At 60.2% G+C, this 16,874-nt stretch carries 16 protein-coding genes; 2 read left to right on the top strand and 14 right to left on the bottom strand.

What is annotated here, in order from left to right; all coding sequences use genetic code 11:
• Positions 1-97 precede the first annotated feature (97 nt).
• The 12 genes from DVK07_RS24330 to DVK07_RS10545 form a co-directional block, all read right to left on the bottom strand.
• Positions 98-658 carry an HNH endonuclease gene (locus tag DVK07_RS24330; protein WP_121597033.1) on the bottom strand — a complete coding sequence of 187 codons (561 nt, stop codon included), beginning with the start codon at positions 656-658 and terminating at the stop codon, positions 98-100.
• 123 nt (positions 659-781) lie between these two features.
• The gene (locus DVK07_RS10590) at positions 782-1,090 is read right to left on the bottom strand and encodes a hypothetical protein (protein ID WP_121597032.1); all 309 of its coding nucleotides are present in this window, start codon (positions 1,088-1,090) and stop codon (positions 782-784) included.
• Between the two features lie 110 nt (positions 1,091-1,200).
• Positions 1,201-3,255 carry a minichromosome maintenance protein MCM gene (locus tag DVK07_RS10585; RefSeq protein ID WP_121597031.1) on the bottom strand — a complete coding sequence of 685 codons (2,055 nt, stop codon included), beginning with the start codon at positions 3,253-3,255 and terminating at the stop codon, positions 1,201-1,203.
• Between the two features lie 250 nt (positions 3,256-3,505).
• On the bottom strand, positions 3,506-5,074 hold the full coding sequence (locus DVK07_RS10580) for a hypothetical protein (protein WP_121597030.1): 1,569 nt from the start codon (positions 5,072-5,074) through the stop codon (positions 3,506-3,508).
• 371 nt (positions 5,075-5,445) lie between these two features.
• Complete coding sequence (locus DVK07_RS23295; RefSeq protein WP_199719466.1) at positions 5,446-5,619, bottom strand: hypothetical protein; 174 nt, start codon at positions 5,617-5,619, stop codon at positions 5,446-5,448.
• Positions 5,606-6,367 carry an N-6 DNA methylase gene (locus DVK07_RS10575; protein ID WP_121597029.1) on the bottom strand — a complete coding sequence of 254 codons (762 nt, stop codon included), beginning with the start codon at positions 6,365-6,367 and terminating at the stop codon, positions 5,606-5,608. Before DVK07_RS10575 ends, DVK07_RS23295 begins: the two co-directional genes overlap by 14 nt.
• A complete protein-coding gene (locus DVK07_RS10570) occupies positions 6,360-6,947 on the bottom strand; it encodes a hypothetical protein (protein ID WP_121597028.1) in 588 nt (195 codons plus the stop codon). The genes DVK07_RS10575 and DVK07_RS10570 overlap by 8 nt, the downstream gene beginning before the upstream one ends.
• The gene (locus tag DVK07_RS10565) at positions 6,940-7,266 is read right to left on the bottom strand and encodes a hypothetical protein (RefSeq protein WP_147441118.1); all 327 of its coding nucleotides are present in this window, start codon (positions 7,264-7,266) and stop codon (positions 6,940-6,942) included. Before DVK07_RS10565 ends, DVK07_RS10570 begins: the two co-directional genes overlap by 8 nt.
• Positions 7,267-7,335: 69 nt before the next feature.
• On the bottom strand, positions 7,336-8,046 hold the full coding sequence (locus DVK07_RS10560; RefSeq protein ID WP_121597026.1) for a ParB N-terminal domain-containing protein: 711 nt from the start codon (positions 8,044-8,046) through the stop codon (positions 7,336-7,338).
• A 72-nt stretch (positions 8,047-8,118) separates the two neighbouring features.
• Entirely contained in the window at positions 8,119-8,490 is a 372-nt protein-coding gene (locus tag DVK07_RS10555) for an ASCH domain-containing protein (protein ID WP_121597025.1), read from the bottom strand.
• Position 8,491: 1 nt separating this feature from the next.
• Complete coding sequence (locus tag DVK07_RS10550) at positions 8,492-8,767, bottom strand: hypothetical protein (protein ID WP_121597024.1); 276 nt, start codon at positions 8,765-8,767, stop codon at positions 8,492-8,494.
• Between the two features lie 254 nt (positions 8,768-9,021).
• Positions 9,022-9,537: a hypothetical protein gene (locus tag DVK07_RS10545; protein ID WP_121597023.1), complete on the bottom strand. Its 516-nt coding sequence runs from the start codon at positions 9,535-9,537 to the stop codon at positions 9,022-9,024.
• Positions 9,538-9,655: 118 nt separating this feature from the next.
• Here DVK07_RS10545 and DVK07_RS10540 point away from each other — a divergent pair, with 118 nt between their 5' ends.
• Together DVK07_RS10540 and DVK07_RS10535 are read left to right on the top strand one after the other, a co-directional pair.
• Entirely contained in the window at positions 9,656-9,829 is a 174-nt protein-coding gene (locus DVK07_RS10540; RefSeq protein ID WP_121597107.1) for a twin-arginine translocase TatA/TatE family subunit, read from the top strand.
• A 126-nt stretch (positions 9,830-9,955) separates the two neighbouring features.
• Positions 9,956-11,251: a hypothetical protein gene (locus tag DVK07_RS10535; protein ID WP_121597022.1), complete on the top strand. Its 1,296-nt coding sequence runs from the start codon at positions 9,956-9,958 to the stop codon at positions 11,249-11,251.
• A gap of 49 nt (positions 11,252-11,300) precedes the next feature.
• On the opposite strand, the gene DVK07_RS10530 is transcribed toward DVK07_RS10535, so the two are convergent.
• Both DVK07_RS10530 and DVK07_RS10525 read right to left on the bottom strand, forming a co-directional pair.
• Complete coding sequence (locus tag DVK07_RS10530) at positions 11,301-15,164, bottom strand: Eco57I restriction-modification methylase domain-containing protein (RefSeq protein ID WP_121597021.1); 3,864 nt, start codon at positions 15,162-15,164, stop codon at positions 11,301-11,303.
• A 290-nt stretch (positions 15,165-15,454) separates the two neighbouring features.
• Entirely contained in the window at positions 15,455-16,795 is a 1,341-nt protein-coding gene (locus tag DVK07_RS10525; RefSeq protein WP_121597020.1) for a hypothetical protein, read from the bottom strand.
• Between the last annotated feature and the right edge of the window lie 79 nt (positions 16,796-16,874).

Here is a 16,874-nt window from a genome sequence, read left to right as displayed (position 1 = left end):
AAGTTAATAATTTCCATTACTACCAGTATGGTAATCCGGTGCTAAGAGGTTAAAATAGGGTTTTACCACTAATCTGCTGCCGAGACGGGGACCGCCGTCAGGTCAAGATGTTAGTCTCAGCGCGGTAGAGAAGGATCGCAGTGAGAACTAGTGGGAACCCGAAGGTGTATGCGGGCATGATCCACGTATGGCCCGTTACCAGAGCGAGGAACGTGGCTGCGAAAATCGAGAACACGTAGACAGTCACACCGACAATCGCCAGCAACACGATAGATCCTGTTCGGAAACCCGCTACCCACTCCCCAATTGAAGGTGTACTGGATCCCCCTCCAGACGTAGTGGTCGTGTTGGACCGGCCCCTCGACCCGGCGGTGTCGGGAGACTCTGTAGTCGGAGGCTCAATCCACTTTCCAGTATCTCGTTTTGTCTTCTTGTTGTGACACGGAAAACAGAGTGTTTGGAGGTTGTCCATATGGGTTGACCCACCGCGTGACATGGGGGTCTGGTGGTCAGCATGGAGTTCGCGATCGCCGTCGTCGTAGCCGCACTTCTGACAAGTGTACCCGTCACGTTTGAGAGTTTGCTGTCGGTATTGCTCCCACTCATCGGGGGTACAATCATCTGGACAGTATTGGTCGGTGGTTTCGGGGGTTCCCATCGTAGAGGTGGCTGTGGTCACGTCGTCATAGTCGGATGGTGGACGTACCGTAGACGCGGAGCCGGTACGGCCGCTGCGGCTGTTGATATTTGTCAGTATGATCAAAAAAGTTCTTCCGTTCGGTCAGTCGAATTGCGGGCTGGTGTTGGTTTCTGGGCCGCTGATGATCCGGTAGCTCCGCCCGAAGCGCGGGCGCTTGACCGTCTCGGCCGATAGCTCGGTGCCCTCGACCTCGATCCTCACCGCGAAGCTCGGGCGCTGCTCTTCCTCAGAGGCGTAGAGCGCGCCATCCGGCCCCTCGCGCCAATACAGGTCCTCAAGCCGGGCGTCGAACCGCTCGAACACGCCCGTGTCGACCGAGTACGGGCTGGCCGACTCGCTGCCGTCTTCGGTTGCGCTCTCAACGACCGCCTCCATGAGTGCTTGGCTCATATCTGTATCATGGGCCCGGGATCACTTAATACTTTCCATTATTAACCGTATAGATATAGAATAGGAACACCTCACAAGAGGGGATTGGTGGAAAAGAGCCGCAACGGGCGTTACTCTGCGGTTCGGAGGTGGCCCTGCTTGGGCTCGTACAACTTTCCTTTCGTCCGTAGCTTCTCGATCTCTGCCTCTACTTTGCCGGGTTCAAGTCCGGCCTCACCGGCACGGTCAAGGACTTCATCTATGGGTGCGCCTGCCTCGTACTGCTGCTCGATAGCGGCGACCAGTTCTTTGACGTTCCCAATCCGCTCACGCTGTTCTTGCGAAGTTCCCGTTTCGACCACGTCGGCGTCGAACTGGCCGGTCTCCGGGTCCACACCTACGTCTTTGAGGCTGGCTTCAACGAGGTCAGTCACTCGCTTGGCGTCTTCAAGCTCGATGCTCTCGGAGAGCCGAACCCGGGCGCTGGCTTCGGAGAGGCGTACAAGAGCCTCTAACTTGCGGGCGCTCACCGGGACTGGGGCATCCTCATCGGCCCCCCTCGACCGGAGATCGACGTAGAAGTCGGTGATCCACTCCTTTGCGTTGTCCGTCAGTACGGGAGTGATTTGCCGGGCGTAAGTGATGTAGTCCCGAACGAACCCCGGCTCGAACGGCGCCGTAGCGGATTCCGGAGGATCCGACTGATAGCCTGCCTGTTCCTGCTCGCCGGCGTGATGGATACCTAAGATGTGCTGGGCGATCTCCTCATCGGTGTCGGGTTGGGGGTTATCGAGAACGGTGAACGCGAGATCGAACAGCGTCAACACCTGTGTATCGACGGGCAACTGGTCGCCAAGTGGCTCGTACAAATCAAATCGTCCGTCAGGGGAAGATCCGGCCGCAAGTACCCCTACTCGTGTGTCGATTGATTCGTGGATCGATGCTTTTGAGATCGTGATCTGCTGTCGCTCCATCGGCTCTGGAAGGGCGCCCATCACGTCCCCATCTGCGGCCTCGATGTTGTCGATGGCTGCGAGACCACGGTCTGCGATCGGGAGGGCGCCCGACTTGAGCTCCCACGGCCCACCTGCTCCACCCGTTCGGGCCGCGGCGGCCGTGAGGCCCGCCTTCGACGTTTCTGCCCCGTTAGTGTACGTTGACCGCGGGGAGAGTCGTACTGCCGACCGTAGGATCCGGCTGATTCCGACTGCGGGATCGCCCGCGAACAGGACGTGGATCTGACCTCGAAGTGGCTCCTCGTTCTCCATTTCTTTCGCTACGCCGCTGAACAGTTGTAGCAAAACAGCCAGCTTCTCCGTCTCTAAGCCGTGAATAGAGGGGGCGATCGAACGGACGAATTTCTCATATATGTCGTTAGCGCCGCTCTGTTTGATTATCTCCTCTTTCTGTTCGTTGGTCAGTTCGGGCGTAAGCTCGTCTCTCTGAGTGACCGCGACTCCATCGATATATCGACCCAGTAGCCCTGTTTTGCTGTTCCCATCTTCCAGCTGTTCGCCACGGAGGATGCCGATAACGGAAACATGGTCGCCCGGAGTCACCTGCCCGCACAGGTCGTCCGCTAAGTTGACCTCGATGGATGGGGGCGTTTCCTCGGTTCCGACCCCGTCAGGTGTCGCTTGAACCCGGATCTCTTGATGATCAACATACTCCGATTGCTCGATGTTGAGGGTGAAAGGGCCCCGTTTTTCACAACCAAGACACTCGCTCGGTTCTTGAAACTCGTCGCTGCTGGTCTGGGGGATATAACTCTGCGTCCCGCACCGCTGGCACTCGAACGCGGCCTCCGTGACCCGCGCATGAACTTCGGTCGCCTTCCGAACAACACCACGCACCGAGACTAAACTGCCGAGTTGGTCGTCACGGGCACGAATATCACCGATCTCAATATTTTCTGAGAGACCGGTGATACGGACGTGGGCGCCGGAAAGGCTCACGTCGCTTGGAAGGTCATAGAGCCGGAGGGCTTCCTCCGCATACTCACGCATCTGGTCGGGCTTGGCACGGAAGTCGGCCGCAAGGTCGTCGTCGTACTGCTCAAGATCCTCATGTGAGATATACAGCGACCGCTTCTCGTCGGGGTACTTCTCGGCCAATTCTTCGATCTCCTCGGGGTAGTGGTCTTGATAGAAGTCAATAAACCGCTCTGTGAGGGCCTGATTAGCCATGTTAACAGGCACATTAGCCGCCGTAATCAACCTGATGGGCGGAACAGAAATCAGGTCGCCCCGCTGTGTCGGTCCCGGCGTGGGGTGTTGGCTCCGACAATGTTTCAACTTGCCCGCGGTACCGGCGATCGCCCGTTCGAGGGGCCTCACCTTCTCGGTGGGACATCGGGCTATCGGCCGTTTAGCCGGGAGGGGTGGCCCCCTTCCCGGAGCTACGCGACTGCGGCGTTTCTCGGGTGACTCGGCTTGGTTAGTTCATCCACCACTCGTCCTCGTACCCATCGAGGAAGGCGAACGTGTAGACGCCCGGCCCGAGCATGACCTGCTTGTCCCCGTGTTCGTCGTGGATCACAAACATCATGCCCTCGTCCTCGACGACAAACGCTGCCCGGTTGTTCCCGTCTAACCACTTCGTCCGCTCGGGGGCTTCGGACGCGCCACCGAGGATGACCGTGTGGTTACCGATGACTTCGTTCTGCTGGCCGTCCGGGGCGTACTCCTCTTCGGCCTGCTCGACCGCCTCCTCGCGGATGCTGGCGGCCGTCTGGTCGCTCTGCCCGACCGCCCATCCGGCCGCCTTCTCCATCGCGAGGTCCGTCACGATCTCCCGGCGCCGCTTCGCGCTGAGACGGCCGTAGCCACGGGCGTCCTGCTCGTCGCGAACCGCCTCCTCGCTGATCCCGAGCGTGCCCTGAATCTCCTTGAGTTCGTCCGTGACCTCGCTGTAGACCCGGACACGGTAACTCCCGGCCGACACCTCCTCGTGGTCGTCCCACTCGGGGTGAGCCTCCGCGAACGCATCGCTGTGGTCGCGGAACAGCGAGCGGCGGGTGGACTGCTCGATCGACTCGACGCGCTCGGCCCGCGCGGCCTCGACGTCGTGCCGGACGATCGTGAGATCACCCTGAACACGGACGCGCTGGCCGTAGGGGAGGTCCAAGCGGTCGTCTTCCGAGGTATTGACTTCCGAGAGGTTGGCGTCGAACCCCATCTTCTCGCGGACAAGCTCGGCCGTCCACTCGGTGTCGTCGTCGCGAACGTCCGGGTCCGACGAGAGGCGGTGGACAAAGAACCGCTCGGGCGTGTCGTCGTACCCGATGACGGCCGCGTAGGCGTAGTGTTCGCCCTCGTCGTCGTACTCGTCGTAGTAGTACCGCTCCGTCCGGACGAGCATCATCTGGTCGCGCTCGCTGATGACGGGCACCTCGATCGGGTTCTCGAAAGTGTCGCCCTCCTCGTCCTTGCTGAACAGGAGTTGCCACAGGACGCGGTTCTCCTCCTCGCCGTGGCCGAGTAGGTCGCGGAGCGTGTCGATCTCATGGTCGTGGATGAACGCCGCCACGTCCGACAGGTCGTACTGCTCGCGAACATCGCGAAGGGTCTCGCGGGTGGCCTCGAAGGCGGCGTCGACGCGCTCGGCCGCGGCGTCGGAGAGATACCCGTCGGCAGCCGCCGCCTCGAACACGTCGTTAAGCGCAGACTCCCACTCAACGAGGTCGTTGAGGTCCATCCAGCCGTACTTGCCGTAGACATAGTGGGTTTCGTCTGTCTGCCGGCTGTCCGGGTCGGTGTCCGGGTGCTTGATACTGAAGTAATCGAACCCGAGCGGGTCGTCCGCACCGTCAGCACCGTCCTCGCGGCCGATGAACACCGTCCCGTCCGGGTTGGTGCCGACGCCCTCGTATTCCTCTCCGAACGCGTTGGAGTAGGGCTTCGCCTCGTAGTAAGCGTCCAGTAGCTCGTTCGTGACGGCCGCGATCTCGTCGTGGAGCTGTTCGGCAACGTCGTCCGCGGTGCGGGTCGGAGTGGGTGTGCCCATCATCGTTCTGTCCTTAACTCAGATATAGGCCCCCACCCACTTAGTGCTTTCCATTATTTCCAGTATGGTAGTGTTGGCCTCCATCGATATACTCGACGAACACAGAATCCACTATCGGGAGAGATGCTGGAAGCGAACCCAATGAGCCGTGCGAAGATCGCGTATGAAGGCATAACCCGGCAGTAGACGCGCCGCCTCACACCGGCACAACCCCCTTATGAGTTGTCGCTTAGTACGAGGCGGGGGTATGCGCCTACTGCCGAGTCATGTTTCTATCCAACAGAAGTACACAAAAGCGTTTACATATTTCCGGCACGGGATCGGCCGAACGGAACGCACCGCTCGGGCGAGGTACAAGACGGGTGGAGATGTTATGTGTGGTCAGGGACGCGATTAAGTTTGAGTTGGCCGGTACAGCCGCCTTCACTCCCGCACACGGCTGTCCCACCCATGCTGCCGTCCTCGACCCGGTCGTACTTGTTTCCGGTCCATCCACACTCCGTACAGCGGTACTTCGGCTGCTCGGGCTCCTCAGTCTCCTCCATCAGTACGCACCTCCGAGAGAGCCGCCTGTTCGGTCTGGAGGTCGCTGTCGGGCTCGTCGGGTTCCGAATCGGCGGGGTCGACCTCGCGGACAGCGGGGTCGGTATCGGTCGGGTCGATGACCCACTCGCGGTGCCCCTCCATCGTGAGAGAGTCGCCGTAGCGGATCTTCCCGGGGACCCCCGCGAGGGCGAGGTTGATCACGGCCATCCGGGCGCACGTAGCGTCCTTGTCAACGCCGGTCGCGACGACGGGCGTGTCGGGATGCTGCTCGCGAAGGCGCTTCGCACCGGCGACCAGTAGCCGGCCGCTCCCACACGTTGGGTCGGACACGCTCATGGGTTCGTCTTGCGACGCGTCGGGGTTACGGCCATCGGTTATCAGTTGCGCCTTCAGCCGGCAGAGATCCCACGGGGTGAAATACTGGCCGAAGTCGTCGGCTTGCGCGCCGATCTGCTCGTACACGTCCCCGATGACGGGGCGCTCCGCCTCGCGGGCCGCGATTACGAGCTCACCGAACGCCTCGGAGAACGCCGTCGCGAGCTCACGGCGCTGCTCCATGTCGTCCTCGGCAGGCGCGTACTTGTCCAGCCGGTCGTTGTACGTCTCGTCGTCGCGAGCGAGCGCCGAGACCATGAGAATGGTCCAGTCACGGAAGATTCGGGGCCTCCGGTGGCCCGTCTCGAAGCGGATGGCATCGAGCCGGTCGGCCACGCCGGAGACGTCGACCGGGGAGGTGGCGTCACTCACCGGCGATTCCTCCGTTCGCGATCTTGTTGGCCGGCTCGTGGCCTTTGCTCTCACACTCGTTACACCGGTATTCGATATAGTGAGCGGCCCGCCGGCGACGCCACGGAGTCGAGGCTTCGGTCGACTTGGTGTTGGTCGGATCCCCCGCCTCGCGTGTCTCGGTGTGATGGAACCCCCACGCGAGACCACCGCACTCGGGGCACGCGACAGGGAGGTAGAAGTTGAACGACGGAAGATCCCACGCCACGTCTGATAGGCGCTCGTCGTCGTACAACACGCGATAGGCGGCGCGCTCGTTGGCGCTCTCGGCGTCCGTGACCGGAAGGAGGCCACTCTGGGTGCGTGCCATGTCTGTCCCGTCCTCGGCGGCTTCGACTGCGATTGGGGCTCGCGGGTCGGACGCGTGTTCCCTGATGAAATCCCCGCGCTCGTACTCGACCGATTCCGGGGGGTCGCGGTTGTACGCCGTCGCGACCGCTGGCTGTCCCGCTTCCGCAAGCCGCTCGCCCGCCCCGGCTGACCGAAACTGAATGATGACCGGGTCGCCCGGGTCGTCTTCGGTGGCTTCAGCGTCAGTCATTTCTCCCCGTCGACTGCGCGTTTAGCCGCTCTTGCGCCGTCTCCTCGATACTTGATTTCGCCCGGAGTAGCATCGTCCGTGCGGTGGATAACTGCCGGCGCGTGTCCGAATCGAGATCGTCCGGGAGTTCGTCGCCGTTGTCTCCGAGATCGACCGCCTGATCCCGCATCGCGAGAAACGATAGGATCCCGTCGTGGAGCTCTGTGAGATCGCGAAGTTGCGGGTCGGGGTTCCCGTACCCCTCCATGAGCCGTTCGCGAGCTTCCTCTGCCGTTACGTCCGGGTTGTCACCGTCTGCTGCTGGCTGTTTGGATGCCATCGTTTGACCCTACCAGCCTGTTGAGTATCCCGGGACTTAACAGTTTTCCATTAATATCCGTTGGGGCTTCTACGGGAGGATAGCATCCGCGTCGTCGCCAAACGCGTCTCGAATCCGAGCAACAGCTGCCTGCTGTTGTTCGTCGTTGTACCCCGGTAGGTGCGCGCGGGCCCACCGTTCGGCTGCCTGTCGATCGTCAACGTAAGCACACCGACAGGGGACAGCGGTGAGACCTGCGGCGTGGCTGGCCCAGATCCGCTTGTGACCGTTGACGATCTCGAAGCCGCTCTCGACGGGCCGGACAAGCGGGGGCGTGGCCGGGCGGCCTCGCTCTTTGATCGACTCGATGAACTCGGTGTTATCGGCGGCGTCGAATGTCCGAACGTGGAACGGTGACGGGCGAACGTCTTGAAGCGGGAGCGTCGTCGGTGGGAGTTGACGGACGGGACTGAGCCGACTCCGGGGGTACCCGGTGTGGTCGATCTTCGTTTGGTTGATCCGGGAGAGATGAAGCGGCACGCCGCCGGTGTAGTATGGAAACTCCTCGTGGATCTCCGCTTTCGGAGCGGCGATCACGACCTTCTCGCCGGGGTCGTACCCGGGGTTCTTGTCGGCCACCGTCGTCCCGGGTGTCGCATCCCACTCCTCGATCGAAAGGCCGGGCGTGTTCACGACCACGAGCTTACGCGGGTCGGGATCCTCCGTGTCTGTCACGACAGTCCCGTGGCTGACCGACGTGTCGTGGAGTGGGTCGCCACCGCCGCGTATCCGGTTGCTCATGGTTCCCCCCGGTTGCCCCCGGACGCCCGCCCGCTGGTCTCGTGGGAGGATGGTATAGCCGAGACACGCACGCTATCTCACCTCGAAAACGAGGACTGTGACGGTCGTACTCGGTCGGATACGGGCCTCGTAGTGCTTGTTGAGGTTGTTGATGACACCCTGTGGCGACTCCGCATCGTAGCCAGCGTCGGCCATCGCAAGGACTTGGTACGCCTCGACGGCGTCGACCACCGCTGTGCGCCGGATCTTGAGGTCCGCGAAGGCACTTCCGTCCTCGGTAGCGGCCGTGAGAGTGTCACCGACCTCTACGTCCTCGAACCCGTCGTACCGGACGGTCGCCTGTTTGTCGCCGTCGATCACGGAAGCGACGAGCTCGTTCGCGAACTTGATCTGCTGGCGCTGCTCGGGCTGGGATTGACTCGGCGCTCGACGTCGACCACTCACGCTAACTCACCTCCACGCCGCACCCGGGGCAGTAGCGATACGTCGACATGGCCGTCTCCTCGCAGAACACTTCGCCGTCGACAGTCTTGGCGTCGTGCTGCTCGTCGTCGACGCTGGCGCCACAGTACGGACAGTATCGGAAGATCCCCGCCGAGTCCGGGTGAGGCCCGTAAACCGCGCCGTGCGTGGGACAGTCGACCCGCGTTTTCCCACCCACGCCGGTGACCTCGTGGTCCTCCGTCGTTGCCGCGTGAGACTCCGGAGACTGGTCACTCATCGTCGCTCACCCGCACGAGGCGGTGCCTCCCCGCCGCGTGATCGCGGTCGTAATTCACTGAGAGTACGCGCCGGCGCCGACGGGTCATGGTCGGCGCCGACCGTCGTTGCCCCGTCCTTCGTGGGCGAGGCCGTGGTCGGCTCTGTCACCAACATCGTGTGACACAACTACGTGGTCCATCCTAAAATGAGTTTCCAATAATTTCAGTATAGATATTCACTACAGGCCGAACCAGCCCACAGAAGCGGTGAAACCTACTCTGTCGCGTCCGTCGCGGTCAACTCGTGGGGGTGATTGTGGTGGTACTTGACTGCCTCCCGCTGGACCGTGATCCGGGCCATCCCGCACCCACGGAGGGCCGTCTTGACCTTCTCGCGGGCAGACCGGAGCTTCGTTTCTTCGGGTTTATCATTGGTGAGCGCGTCCCACATGACCTCGACGTTGCCCGCCCCCTCCTCCCAGCCGAGTCGGTCGGCAAGGTCGTCGGAGAGTTCGGCAACGGCGAGTTCCTTGAACACGGCCGGAGACCCGCTCTTGAGTTTATTCTCGAAGTGTTCGACTGGGTCGGGCTCACGCCCCGGGATCGGCCGCGTCGCGTCCATGACCTGCTTCATCAGCGCGCCGCGGACCCACACGTCCTTGAGCTGGATCGGCGTCAACTCCTCAACGGCCTCGTCCATGTTGAGGATCTTGTCCATCGTGCCGTCCGCCCGGCCGGCGGACTCGTACTGTGAAAGCGTCGTGTGCTCGGTGGAGTCGGTGGATGCCATCGTTCTTCGCCTCAACCCACACAAGGGGCTACGGGGACTTAAATTTTTCCATTAGGTTCCGTATGGTAATCGTATACCGATATTAATGGATAAGTCCGATGAGACCGTACAACAGCGTATGAATACCGTCCCGCTACAAGTGCCGGTCGGCCCCGAGTTAGTGATCGTCCTCGCGCTGATCGTGCTGCTGTTCGGCGCCAATAGGATCCCGAAGGCGGCACGCTCGCTTGGAGAAGCAAGCCGAGAGATCGCACGCGGTCGGCGGGAGTCGGATCCCGACGCTGAAAACTGAGGTTCTTCTGCCGTTCGTTGCTCCGCTGAGGTCTCAAACGCGAGGGTTGTCCTTTCCATCTGAGTAGCATACGGATAATAATGGAAACTACTAAGTGGGTGGGGGCCCTTGACGGAAGTAGGAACGATGGCACGTTCGCGCCCCTCTACACCGGTATCCGAGCTTGAACCGAAGCCGACTATCGACGACCGCGATCTCTCCCCGCGGGAGCGACACGGGAGCCGCGGTGCCGGTCCTCGCCCCGGTGAAGATCGCGCGGATGAGCTCCGGCGTAAGGGGGCGTTCTACGACGGAGAACACGTTGAGGTTGTCTCGGCGTTCACGACCGGCGTATCGGAGGATGGGACGATAGAGGGAGAGGCCGAGATTCGGCCGACCGACTACTCGGAGACGATCCCGGTTCCGTACTCTGAGTTGGAGCTCCCCTCGGACGGCGCCATGCGGTCGCTCGCCCGGGAGGACACGACTCGCGTGCCTGCCTACTACGAAGCGGAGATCGACGCCCGCGAGCGGATTGCCGAGGACTGTCCGGTCGACGTCTACTGCTCGTCGGCTAACCGCTTCTGGGGCTGGAAGTACAAGCTCGTCTCCTACTACAAGGCCGCCGAGCGGATCTCGGACTCGGGCGGGGAGATCATCGTCGACTCCGGCGTGAACCGCTGGGGCTCGCCCGACGACGTGCTGGCGGCAGCCGCCGAGGTCGACGCCGACTACGTGATGGCGACTGACGTGACGGGGATGGAAGACCCGACGAAGGACTACCACAACCCGGCCATGCCGAACGTCGACGATGCCCCGGGCCGCAACGAGTTCACCGACCGGCGGACCGAAGCGAGCGGGGTGTTCGACGCGGCGCTTGAGGGGATCGAGATGTTCATGGGACGCGCCCGAGAGTTGGGTGTCGAAGACCGCGTTATCCTCCCCATCCAGCCGCCGTACACGGACTTCCTCGACGCGTGCGCCGAGCGGGGCTGGCTCGACGAAGTCGGCTACGTTGCTGTGGGGGGCCTGCTGACGATCAACGACGTGGCGGACCGGATCGACGCGCTGCGGGAGGTGCGGTCGTACCTCGGTGACGGCTTCCGCATCCACGCGCTCGCTCCCGGTCGCGACGCCAAGATGATCGACGCGCTGCGGGAGAACCCGTCGCTGGTCGACTCGCTGGATAACTCGACTCCCGAACAGGCGCCGGCGAACGACAAGCTTCCCGGAGCGAGCGGGACGCAGACCCGCCACCAGTTCCCCCGCGGGGACGATACCTCCGTGCTACGGGGCGTCGCCGCGGCGATGATCGCGCTCGAAACCGCACAGATGCTCTCTGGGAAGTGCGACCCGGTGGAGACGTGGCCTGACCGCTACGGGGGGGTGGTGTCTCCGGGAGACGACGATCAGGCTCAGATCGAGGACTGGGCGGCCGACTGAGACGTTAGTTCGCGGCTCTGGTGAAAAGATCAGCTGACGCTGCTTGCGCTTAGTCGGAGAGCGTCTTGTACTTCTCCAACACCATATCGAAGTAGTCTTCGTCCATGATCCGTGGGTTCTGTACCCGGTGGAAGTCATCAAGCACGAAGGCAGTCTGTTCGTGGTCGAGACCGTAGGCGTGGAACGCGGCGGCGTCGATCTCGGCTTGTAACTCCCGACGCTCGTCCATATCCGTTACCGGTTCAATACCACCGAGTCGATCACGCATTTCCTCGAATTGGTCACCGTAGCAGTTGAGACGGGCTGCGCGACTCGATATGTAGTCGAACCACTCGTCTCCCTTGGTAAGCTCCGGGGCCTGCGACTCCTCAAACTTGTACATCACTATGTGGGTGTCAACCTTGGTTCTCAACAAGAAATCGAAGGGCAGACTGTTGATGATTCCAAGAGCGGCGAACAACTCTTCGTTGGTGAACACCCGTTCGTATGCCGAGTGTAGTGGTTCTTCTGCGAGGTCTTCTTCCGAGGGTTCCACGGTGTACGGTCGAACTGTATGGAGCGTGTTGTGACAGACAACACCATCAGGAATCACCGAGCTGATAATTGTTCGCTCATCTGAAGACCGCGCTATGTCCCTAAAAACAATACGTGGCTCAGTACAGTCAAGCAGTACGTCCTCTTCGCTAAGTTCACTCTCCCGATAGTCTTCGAGAAGCCCGTTGACGTATCCAATTTGCGAACCGCTCCCATCAAAAGCATCGTACACGGCTCGCTTGAGTTTCCGGAACTGCTTTTCTCGGATGCGGCGTTTTGCGCTTAACTCGGGGTCTTTCTCCTCATCGACGCTCCAGAACTCGGGCGGATCAGTCTCGAAGAAGGTGCTATCGTGAATGAACTGGAAGACATTACTCCCACCAAGTACGGGATAGTCCCCCTTCGAAGGGTCTTCTACGAATCGATCGGCGTCGTTCGTCCGGTCAAGTTCGCGATATGGATTTGCGTGCCATCCCGCCCGTGATTCATCCGAGATAGATGGGTGGTCAAGGATGTTCGTCAGTACATCCACTTCTTCCTGCGAATCGACATAGGGGAAAATTCGTGCTTCGGGCGAATACCGAGCCAATACAAGACGTGGGATATTCAGCGCCTTCTCATCCAGTTCGTCCAGAACACCAACATCTCGCTGAAGGAACGTCGCCCGGAGGTCTTCCGTTTCGCCTCCGTTCTTGAAGGACAGGACCCCGAAGTTGTAGCGGTTGTCGATCTCGGGGAAGATACCCTTGTTCTCGAAGGTGACGAGAGATTGGATAGTCGTCTCGTCAAGAAGATTCATCCGGAGGTCTTTCGCAGACGATCCATTGAAGATAGCACCGGGAAGTACCTGTGCGACATAGCCATCTTCTCGGGCGATTTGAAATACGCGTTCAAGAAACAGGGCGGATAAGTCGTTCTCAGTCCCTTCGGTGCGCCCGGCGACCGTAGGGCGTTGAAGCTCGTAGGCGTCGGCATTATTGAAGTAATCCGCCTGAATCTTGATATTTCGCTTGTACTCCTCCCACGCTTCGGCAATCTCCGGGTCGTCCAGTAATTCCTCTTGGCGGGCGTTTTTGGCCTCTGGGAGACGCGTCCGGAACTCCCTGTCATATCGAGTGAAAAAGTCGTCGCGGAGCGGCTTGATTCGATCCCACGGTGGGTTTCCAACAACCACGTCGAACCCGCCGTCCGCATACACCTCTGCGAACTCCAACACCCAATTGAAGGGCTCCAATTCTTCTACGGTATCAGGTGTAATGTCTTCAATACCGGCTTCAACGAAGTCGCCATGAATGTCCTCGATGAGTTCTTCGCGAGCAGTTCGAAGTTTCTTGTTGGCCTGTTTTCTGTGTTTCTCGGCAGTTTCGCTATCAAGTGCCTGTTCGTGCTTCTCGATTTCGTGAATAATATCTTCGTAGCGGTCTCGAACGCTATCCTCGCTAAAGCTCCCGATCTGGTACTGTTCACCGTCGTCAGTTGTCTCCGGGAATCCGGTGTAGCCGATGAGACTGTTCCCTTCACGAAGATTGAACGCGACGTTTGGGAGGGCAAGATCATCGTCGTCCGAAAGATCGCCTACGTTCTCGGTATTGAGTTCTGCGATGACTGAGAGCCAGCACCGGAGTTTGGCGATCTCGACCGCGGGGCCCATCAAGTCGACGCCGTAGATGTTGTTCAGGACCGTCGTCTTCTTTAGTTTGTACTCGTCGGGGTACGCTTCCTCGTCTCCGTCTTCGTCCTCGTTCTGGATGTAGAGGGCCTTCCGGATGTTGACGATCTCCTCAAGGACAGATGTGAGGAAGTGACCACTCCCACACGCGGGGTCGACAACGCGAAAATCATCTACCTCGGTGAGAAGTGCGCTGATCAGGCTCCAGCTATTCGGCACGTCCTCGATCAGTTCGTAGACGGTGTCGTACCGCTCTACTTCGGGCTCCGGCCAGTCCCGTTCTTCCGATAGAACCCGCTTGAATCGGTCGAGCAACGCCGGTCGAACCGTCTCCTCGGCGCTAAACCGTGTGATCTCGCTTGGGGTGTAGTACGCACCGAGTTCCTTGTTGGTGTCCGCGTTGTCGCTCGTAATGTAGTTGATCGTCTTCTCGAACACATTTCCAAGGACACTCGGATCGAGGTCGGTCGGCGCGCCGTCAGCCGAGAAGCTGTAGCGTTCGAGTAGGTCAATGATGGAGAACAACACGGAGTTCCGCACGTCGAACTGATCTTCATCGAAATCGTCGCCGTTGATAGTAGGTCGGAACAGGCCACCGTTCAAGTACGGAATGTCTTGGAACAGATCGATGTTCTGGACGTTTTCGGAACGGTTGTCGGGCTGCTCGTTCATTACGTCATAGAAGAGGGGTTGGAGAAATTCCTCGTAGAATGATCCGGTGTACATCCCGGCGTCATAGGTTTCGGTGAGCGTCTGAAGGAGGTCCGAATGGACGAGCGCCTTGTCTTCAAGGAACTTGATGAAGACGAGTCGATTCATTAGCTCGACCGAGAACAGCCGCGCTTGGTTTTCAGTCGCGCCATCGGGAACCACAACCCCGTCACCGACTAACGACCGAGTTGTCTCCTCATCGTCGCTTACGATCCCGAATACGTACCGGATATAGTCGTCGTAGAACTCATCGGTGATCTCCTCACGCTTCTGTTTGAGAACCTGTCTGGCGTCGCCCGCAATCGAGGTGAAGTTCTCAAACTCAAAAGTTCGAATGAGGCGGGTGACGCGCTCGCGGTCGGCATCGAAAACGGCTTCGTCGGGGTCTCCTTGCGCCCCGACCTGATTCTCGAACAAGGCGAGAAAGACCGGTTGAAGATCAATTTCTTCGATGACGTTGTGGGTGTAGGAGTCTGGATCGTAGCGAACGAATACCCATCGAAGGCCGTCAGTGGCAAAGCCGAAGTCAGACTCAAACTCTCGTTGACTGAGCCAATCACGGACCTGCCCGATACCGTGTTTTTGGCTGTCGAGGTCCTTATTGATAGGTTCGGCTTCAATGAGAAGGCGAGTCGAGTCGACCCCCGGGTAGTCCCGGAGTGAGACTGTGTAATCCGCGACCTTCGTCCGGCCACCTGAGAGGCCGCCGGCTTCGGTCATGTACTCATACCCGAGTGCGTCGAGAAGCGGGTTGATAACGGCGTCCTGCGTGAACGACTCCGGCTGAAGGCCGTCCTGTGTCATGTCGCTCTTGAGAACGTAACCCCCAGCATCAGCGCGGAGAATGTTCTCCAGCTTCTCGTCGTTTATTTGATCTCTAAGATTGGAAACAACACTGTCGATCACTTCGAGAAGCCGGATTTCTTCATCACCGGATACTGTTGTCTCGAACGCTTCTTCAACAAATTCGGTTGCGACAGTTGGGTGACCAGAAGACATGAGCTACCTAACCCGATTAGGATACTATCTTCTGGTTGGCAGGTACAAATAAACGTGCGGTTGTAGCGGGACAACACAGAAGACTTCCGAGTTGGACTCTATTGAAATTCAATCCGGGAGAGTTCCGCACATCGTATTGAATGATTTTAAACAGTATGAGCAGCCGGTAGAGCTACCGCTACTCAATGTAGAATGGGGGGCGAGGTCAGAACGATGGCACGTAATGATCCGCGCCCCCTGTGAGAGAGACAGTCGGCAACCGAATTAAAGCCTACGGGTTCGGACGGCCATCAGTTGTTTCCCGGGAGGGTCTGCTGTGTCGTTCCACTTCCGTCAGTCTCGGGCGTCTGATTCGACGAGCTGGCGCCGTTCGTTGCGGGGTTCCCCTCCTCGTCGTCAAAGATCGGCACGACGATCGCGTGAGAATCTTCGCGGAACAGCTTGTAGTCTTGCGGTACTTCCGGGAGGGCCATCAGAAGGCGCTCGGCCTGCTCGTCGTGGGCTCTTTGGGCGGCTGGGTCGGGTTCTGAGAGTCCGGCTTCGGCAGCAAGCGTTTCAAGAGCACCTTCCTCGACGAAGTGGATCCGCACTCCGGAGTAGTCGACCGGCAGCGGCGTCGACGGCGTGTACGGGATGTTCACCGGCTCGCGGTCAACCCGGAGACCGGAGTCTTTGACCATGTCGTTGGTGACCTCGGTCGCGAAGTCCGTGAGCCAATTGTAGACGTCGACCGGCAGGCTGCTGCCAGCCGCCACGGCCGTCACGGTCCGCTCCTTGATCGGGGTGGTCGTCTTCGACATGATCCCCGCTTCTCCGTCTTCGCGACCGGGCGTGACGGGGATAACCGTCGCGTCGATGTTTTCCTGCTGTATCGGGTGGTCGTCGGGGATCGACCCGCCGTGGAGTTCCGAAAGGAGCTCTTGAGCCGTCCGCTGGTGGACCTCCCACACGGCGTCCAACAGCGGGGATTGGAGTCTGTAGAAGTTTCCGAGGATCTGGACAAGCCCGGGGAGCCCGTCGACCGCGGAGGTGGTGACGATCGCGACGCGCTGCCCGTTAACAGTAAGGAACGTCGGACGCTCTTCGATGGGGACACCAAACTGAAGGAACGTCGGCGTCACGACCTCGCCGGCGACCCGGTCGATCCATCCGGTGAGCTCATCTTCGTCGACGCCGGACACGTCGGCAACATCTTGGACAACCGTGCCGACCTCCGGGAAGTTGAAATCGGAGTTGGGCCACACCCAGTCCGACACGTACCCGAGCGGTTCCAGTATGATGGTGTCGGGGTACTCGGCCTCTGCGAACGTATCGAACAGGAACGGATCCGACCCGCGCCGATAGGAGTCGCCGTTGATCTCGAACAGTTCGAGGTGACGGTCGGGGACGGGTATCTGAACGCGCGGCTCGCCGTCGACCAACGAGTGCTCGATGGTCTGAAGATTCGACTCCATCGAGGGGTCCGTATCGGACTCGTCCTTCGGGACTCGACCGACGATGAGCGCCGGTCCGCCTTCGGAGTCCGGCGCAACAGAGACCCAGTTCTCCTCCGGATCCCAGCCGAGCGCAGTAGTAATCTCGGTGAGATCAAACCCGAGGGTGCCGTCGGTAATCTCCGTCAGGGTAACCATACCCTCCGGCGGCTCGAAATTAGACGGAGCAGGACGTAGACTCGTAGATCGCTCTCTGTAGGGAGTCATGCCCTCGTGG

The sequence above is a fragment of the Halorubrum sp. Atlit-26R genome (genome assembly GCF_003666015.1).
GTDB lineage: Archaea > Halobacteriota > Halobacteria > Halobacteriales > Haloferacaceae > Halorubrum.
Note: the sequence above shows the minus strand (reverse complement) of the source record. Positions and strands in the feature narration are given on the sequence as shown.